The sequence below is a fragment of the Pedobacter sp. genome (assembly GCF_045628745.1).
GTDB lineage: Bacteria > Bacteroidota > Bacteroidia > Sphingobacteriales > Sphingobacteriaceae > Pedobacter.
This window is the reverse complement of the sequence record NZ_JAZQPU010000106.1, coordinates 1-6,534: the sequence shown is the minus strand read 5'-3', so window position 1 is coordinate 6,534 and position 6,534 is coordinate 1. Positions and strand designations below refer to the sequence as shown.

The following is a 6,534-nucleotide window of genomic DNA, read 5'->3' as shown; positions in this document are numbered from 1 at the left end:
TAATGCGCCAGAAAGCTCCTTTTACCTGGGCAGACCATGGCGGCCTTATGGTAAAGCTGTATTTATCAATTGCGACCTTCCATCATTGATCAAAGCTGAAGGATGGAACAACTGGGGTAAAGAAAGCAATGAAAGCACGGCTTATTATGCAGAGTATAAAAACCGCGGCAAAGGGTTTCAACCCCAAAAACGTGTAGCCTGGTCTTATCAGCTGGAAGAAAAAGATTTAGCAGCTTATAGCCTAACGCAAATCTTTAAAGGCTGGGATCCTCAATAAAAGCAATTTTTACAGCAAAGAGCTGAGGCTCATCAAAATTGTAATAGCCATTAAGCACAGGTAAATGTTGTACATTTCTATTTTCGGTCTGTTGTATAGCCTGAAGCATCACATAAATTCTAGTAAACATCATAATTTGAGTTATAATCAAAAAAGCTGCCGTATCGGTAAACGATACGGCAACTTTTTGTTTTAAATACTTTTAGAAAGGCTCAACAACATTTGTAAATCCTGAAACAGTGATACAATATGTAAACCTATAGCAATAATTTCCCCACTGTTCTACCTTTATAACATTATTTTTCTGAGTGAATGCAGCGGCTTTGTATAAAGTATTCAGGTGTTTACTTCCAGTTAATTAAAACTAATCTACAGCTATTAGTTTCCATAGCGTTCAGAGGGCGTTGGTAGGGCCTTCGTAGGGCCTTCCTATATCGATTGATAACTGAAGGCCTTGCCAACGCCCTCTGAACGCCTTCATACGGATAACTTAATTATTAGCTGACATCAAGCTGATTTATACTTCTAGTCATTTGAAATTTTTAACCAACACAGTTGAAATTCTTGAACAAAAAAAGAGGGGCCCTATCGTTTTACAACGATTGAGCCCCTCTTTTTTTAAAATTAACTATTTAATTAGTTCTGAACAAATTCAGTATTTGCATTCAAAGTAATCTCATCGCTTAACATAGCAGTTGGGTATTTAGTACCGAAATTAAAGTCAGCTCTTTTGATTGTACCTGTTACTTTAAAACCTGCAATTTGTTTTTTAGATTGAGGGCTAGTCGCCATACCTTTTAAAGTAGCATCTAAAGTTACTGGTTTAGTTACACCGTGGAAAGTAAGGTTTCCTGTTACTTTAAATTTATTAGCAGCTACTTTTTTGAAGGAAGTGCTTTTGAAAGTTAATGTTGGGTATTTAGCAGCGTCAAAAAAGTCAGCATTTTGTAAGTGCGCATCTCTTTTTTCATTGTCTGTATTTACAGAACTCACCTCAGCACTTAAAGTAACTACAGCATCAGAAAAATCAGCTTTAGAGGCTGTAACAGTAGATTCTACTTTCTTGAAAGAACCTTCAATGTCAGAAATCATCATGTGCGTAATTTCAAAACCTAGTTTAGAATGGGCTTTATCAATAGTCCAAACAGATTCAGCAACTGGTTTAAAAGCAAAAAGGCCGGTACTAAGAACAGTAACAAATAAAATTAATTTTTTCATATAGGGTTTTTATTTTTTTTACAAATAGAGTTAAAATTAAACGAAGTGCTATTAACATAGGATAAGAAAATTTTTTAGGGTTACTGGGAACGATTGCATACTTATTTTAGGCAGATTAGTTTTATTATGCATTAAAACTATGTAGACTTGTTTAGTATTGAACATTAAGAATCATAACCAAATATTCATGAACAAGTTCCATTTCCTCTTTTTGAGCCTAAGTGTATTAGGCCTTAAAGCAGCGGCGCAACAATCAGCCAGCAACAGACCTTACTCATTTGACAACCTTCCTGTTGTTAAATCAACTGAATTTAAGAAAGACACCTTAAATATTATCAATTATGGTGCAGTAAAAGATGGCATCACCCTAAATACAAAAAGTATCAATGATGCCATTACCGCATGCAATAAAAAAGGAGGGGGTGTAGTCGTTATCCCTGCTGGTTTATGGTTAAGTGGTCCTATTGAACTGAAAAGTAATGTAAACCTGCATTTGCAGAAAAATGCGATGCTGCAATTTACCAAAGATTATGACCAGTACCCATTGGTAAAAAGCAATTGGGAAGGCATGCCGCAAATGCGTAACCAAAGTCCGCTGTGGGCCAACAATGAAGTCAACATTGCCATTACAGGTTACGGTATTATTGACGGCGCAGGTGAAGCCTGGAGAATGGTTAAAAAAGATAAATTAACAGAAAACCAATGGAATAAGCTAGTGGCATCGGGTGGTGTTTTGAACGAGGCTAAAAAAGGATGGTACCCAACAGAAAAAGGCCTTAAAGGATCAAAAATTAAAGATGCTGGTAAAATATCGGCAGATAGATCACCTGCTTATTATGAAGAAATTAAAGATTTCTTAAGACCTAATTTATTGGTTTTAACTAATTGCAAGCAGATTTTATTGGAAGGTGTTACTTTTCAAAACTCACCGGCATGGAATTTACATCCCCTGATGTGCGAAGACCTGACTGTAAGAAATGTATATGTTAAAAACCCATGGTATGCACAAAATGGCGATGGTATTGACATTGAATCCTGCAAAAATGTATTGATCGAAGGCAGTACTTTTGATGTGGGCGATGATGGCATCTGTATTAAATCTGGCAGAGATGCTGATGGCCGTCAACGTGGCATGCCTACTGAAAACGTTGTTATTCGCCACAGTACGGTTTACCATGCCCATGGTGGTTTTGTTATAGGCAGTGAAATGTCTGGCGGTGCAAAAAACATCTTTATCTCTGACTGTTCATTTATCGGTACTGACATTGGTTTAAGATTTAAAACTACCCGTGGCAGAGGCGGTGTTGTAGAAAATATCTACGCCAAAGATATCAATATGAAAGACATCAGTGGTGAAGCCATTTTGTTCGACATGTATTATGCCGCTGTAGATCCAATACCTTTGCAAGGCGAAAAAAGAACGGCACCTAAAGTTCAGTTATTGCCGGTAACAGAAGAAACGCCAATTTTCAGAAATTTCTATATCAATAACATCACTTGCGATGGTGCATCTAAAGCTGTATTTGTTAGAGGCTTGCCAGAAATGGCCATCAGCGATTTGTTCTTAGACAACCTGGTGATCAAGGCAGATGCGGGTATCGATTTACAGGAAGCTAAAAATGTACAGTTCAGTAATGTACACCTGGAGCTTAAAAATACTGATCCTGTGATTAAAATTTACAATGGAAAAGAATTATCCTTTAAAAATGTAGTCTATAATAAAGCAGCCTTATTGTTCAGCATCAATGGTGAAAATAACCAAAAGATCAGCACTAGTGGGGTGAGCACTACAAATGCAGCCAACAAAGTTGTATTTGGCGATGGCGCACAGAAAAAATCACTTACCATTAAATAAGGCGATGATGAACGGGAAAAATGTATTAAAAACTTTATCAGCGTGCTTGCTGTTTGCCGCCCCGGTTGCGGGTTTGCAGGCACAAGAGAAAAACCTTTCTGAACAAATGGCTGCTACGGTAATGACCATTTGGAAAGATTCTCTGATCATGGATTTTGCCAATCCTAAACCCGTAAAGTGGGCTTATGATGAGGGCGTAATTCTAGAAGGTATAGATGGCCTGTGGCGCAGAACAGCCAATGGTGAGTACTTTAAATACATGCAAAAGTCCATGGATTTGTTTATCAGTCCTGAGGGAGAAATCAGAAGGTACAAACAAGAAGACTATAACATTGATAATGTTAAAAACGGAAAAACCCTTTTAACACTATACAAAGTAACCGGACAAGCGAAATATTTTAAGGCGGCTACCACTTTATGGAACCAGCTAAAAAATCAGCCACGGACTAAAGAAGGGGGCTTCTGGCATAAAAAGATCTATCCTTACCAGATGTGGTTAGACGGATTGTATATGGGTTCGCCTTTTTATACAGAATATGCGGCCTTAACCCATCAGGATGAAGCTTTTGATGATATCGTTAACCAGTTTGTTTACATGGAGCGACATGCCCGTGATGCCAAAACAGGTTTATTATACCATGGCTGGGATGAATCTAAAGCACAAAAATGGGCAGATCCTAAAAAAGGTACCTCACCACATTTCTGGGCCAGGGCAATGGGCTGGTATGGCATGGCACTGGTAGATGTGCTTGATTTTTTTCCGGAGCAACATCCACGTCGCAAAGAGCTGATCGCTATTTTAAATCGTATGGCTACAGCCATCAAAGCTTATCAGGATCCTAAAACAGGCCTTTGGTATGATATTTTAGACTTAGGTGGCAAAAAAGAAAACTATTTAGAGGCATCAGCGTCAAGCATGTTTGTTTGCACCATTAGAAAAGGAATCCGCAAAGGATACCTCAGTGAAGCTTATTTGAGTGTTGCCAATAAAGGTTATGAAGGTATAAAAAAAGAATTTATTGAAAAAGGACAACAAGCCGGACAGGTGAATTTAAAAGGTACCGTATCGGTATCTGGTTTAGGTGGTAAACCTTACCGCGATGGCAGTTTTGCTTATTACATGAGCGAAAAGGTAATCACCAACGATCCAAAAGGTGTAGGTGCATTTTTATTGGCTGCCAATGAAATGGAAGCCGCTGCAATGGCGAAACCAGGACTAGGCAAAACAGTAATGCTGGATTCCTATTTCAACAATGAGCATAAAAAAGACCAGAGTGGAAAGATGATCCCTTATCATTACAAATGGGAAGAAAGAGGAAATAATGGAATCAGCATGTGGGGCGGCCAGTTTGAAAAAGCGGGCTTTAACCTGTCTACCCTTTACCAGGCACCCACTGCGGCTAATTTAAAGAAAGCAGCGGTATACATTATTGTAGATCCAGATACAGAAAAAGAAACACCAGAACCACAGTTTATTGGCGCTGCACACCGCAAAGCTATTGTTGACTGGGTAAAAGCAGGTGGTGTATTAGTGATTATGGCCAACGATACTGGTAATGCTGAACTTACGCACCTGAATGAACTGGTTAAAAATTTCGACGTGCAGTTTAATTACAACAGCAAGGGAAGGGTGGTGAGCAATAAGTTTGAGATGGGCAAAGTGGAGGTGCCAGTGGCAAATCCTTTGTTTAAATCAGCAAGAGAACCCAACATCAAAGAATACAGCAGCTTAAATGTAGCTAAAGCGGCAAAACCAGTACTGAAAGATAAAGATGGCGATGTGGTGATGGCTGTGAGTAAATTCGGCAAGGGATCGGTATTCCTTATCGGAGATCCATGGTTATACAATGAATATGTTGATGGCAGAAAGCTGCCTGCTGAATATGATAATTTCCAGGCTGGGGGCGAGCTCATCCAGTGGATTTCTTCGCAAATACCTGCTAAAACCAAATAGCCATGCATAAATTAACGTTCTTTTTTTTACTGTTTTCAGTTGCTTTCCTTACTCCGGGTAAAGCCCAACAAGTTACAGATTCGCTGGCAGAAAATATGCTGGTTTACCAACGTAGTGTTGGCGGATGGCCGAAAGCCATAGGCAAAGAGGTTGTCAAATATGAAAAACAACTTACAGCACAGCAGAAAAAGGCTATCCAGGCAGATTCACTAGCGCAAGATGCTACCATAGATAATAAAGCGACCACCAGGGAAATTCTTTACCTGATCCCTGCCTACCAGAAAACCAAAAATCTGCGTTACCTGCAGGCTGCAAAAAAAGGAATCAACTATCTTTTTAAAGCACAATATGCCAATGGGGGCTGGCCCCAGTATTATCCTTTGCACAACCTTTATCGGGGACAAGTAACCTATAACGATAATGCCATGATCAGTGTGCTGAATATAATGCAGGATATTGCAACGGATAAAAATGGCTTTGAAATACTAGGAGAGCCTTTTAAAACACAGGCCAAGGCAGCTGTCGAGAAGGGCATTCAATGTATTTTGAAGACTCAAGTTTTAGTAAATGGTAAGTTAACCGTATGGTGTGCACAATATGATGAAAACACCTTAAAGCCTGCCAAAGCACGTGCTTTTGAATTGGTTTCCCTCAGTGGAATGGAATCTGTAGGTATTGTTGAGTTTTTGATGCGCATTAAAAAGCCTTGCCCAGAAATCAAAAAGGCTATCCACAGCGCTGTTTCCTGGTTTGAAACGGCTAAAATTGAAGGTTATAACTTTGCCACTGTTAAAGACGCAAGCCTCCCTAAGGGTATTGATAAGGTGCTGGTTAAAGATCCGGCTTCAACCATTTGGGCACGCTTTTATGATATCGACACCAATGAGCCTTTCTTTACGGGTAGGGATGGCGAGAAGAAAAAAACAGTAGCCGAAATTGAACATGAAAGACGCGTGGGTTATGCCTGGTATGGCACTTGGCCAGCCAAGTTATTTGATAAAAAATATGCACAATGGGTGCAGAAAAACCCTTAATTGCCGATGACGATTGCGCAAATAATTTAAGTAGAATACTGCTGATTGTTTTATATAATATGTAGAATTGTTTTTGACCAAATGTAATAGAAGATATAAATGATCTTAAAGAGAGAAAATTTAAAAAGTATAGATGCTGCACAGGTTATTGTGCCGAATGAAGCAATATTTGAACTTCCAGAAAAGGTACTTCAGT

At 39.0% G+C, this 6,534-nt stretch carries 6 protein-coding genes; 4 read left to right on the top strand and 2 right to left on the bottom strand.

What is annotated here, in order from left to right:
* Positions 1-277 (top strand): pectinesterase family protein (locus ACR2F7_RS04610; protein ID WP_432712419.1); only part of this gene is annotated, 277 nt, incomplete at its 5' end.
* Here ACR2F7_RS04610 and ACR2F7_RS04605 read toward each other — a convergent pair.
* Positions 255-410, bottom strand: coding sequence for a hypothetical protein (locus tag ACR2F7_RS04605; protein ID WP_432712418.1), 156 nt, complete (start codon positions 408-410; stop codon positions 255-257). The genes ACR2F7_RS04610 and ACR2F7_RS04605 overlap by 23 nt on opposite strands.
* A gap of 503 nt (positions 411-913) precedes the next feature.
* Positions 914-1,495 (bottom strand): YceI family protein, encoded by a 582-nt coding sequence (locus ACR2F7_RS04600; RefSeq protein WP_432712417.1) that lies wholly within the window; start codon positions 1,493-1,495, stop codon positions 914-916.
* Between the two features lie 187 nt (positions 1,496-1,682).
* Here ACR2F7_RS04600 and ACR2F7_RS04595 point away from each other — a divergent pair, with 187 nt between their 5' ends.
* The 3 genes from ACR2F7_RS04595 to pelA are packed head-to-tail and all read left to right on the top strand — an operon-like array spanning position 1,683 to position 6,338.
* Entirely contained in the window at positions 1,683-3,350 is a 1,668-nt protein-coding gene (locus tag ACR2F7_RS04595; protein ID WP_432712416.1) for a glycoside hydrolase family 28 protein, read from the top strand.
* A gap of 4 nt (positions 3,351-3,354) precedes the next feature.
* A complete protein-coding gene (locus tag ACR2F7_RS04590) occupies positions 3,355-5,304 on the top strand; it encodes a glycoside hydrolase family 88/105 protein (protein ID WP_432712415.1) in 1,950 nt (649 codons plus the stop codon).
* Positions 5,305-5,306: 2 nt separating this feature from the next.
* On the top strand, positions 5,307-6,338 hold the full coding sequence (pelA, locus tag ACR2F7_RS04585; RefSeq protein ID WP_432712414.1) for a pectate lyase: 1,032 nt from the start codon (positions 5,307-5,309) through the stop codon (positions 6,336-6,338).
* Positions 6,339-6,534 lie beyond the last annotated feature (196 nt).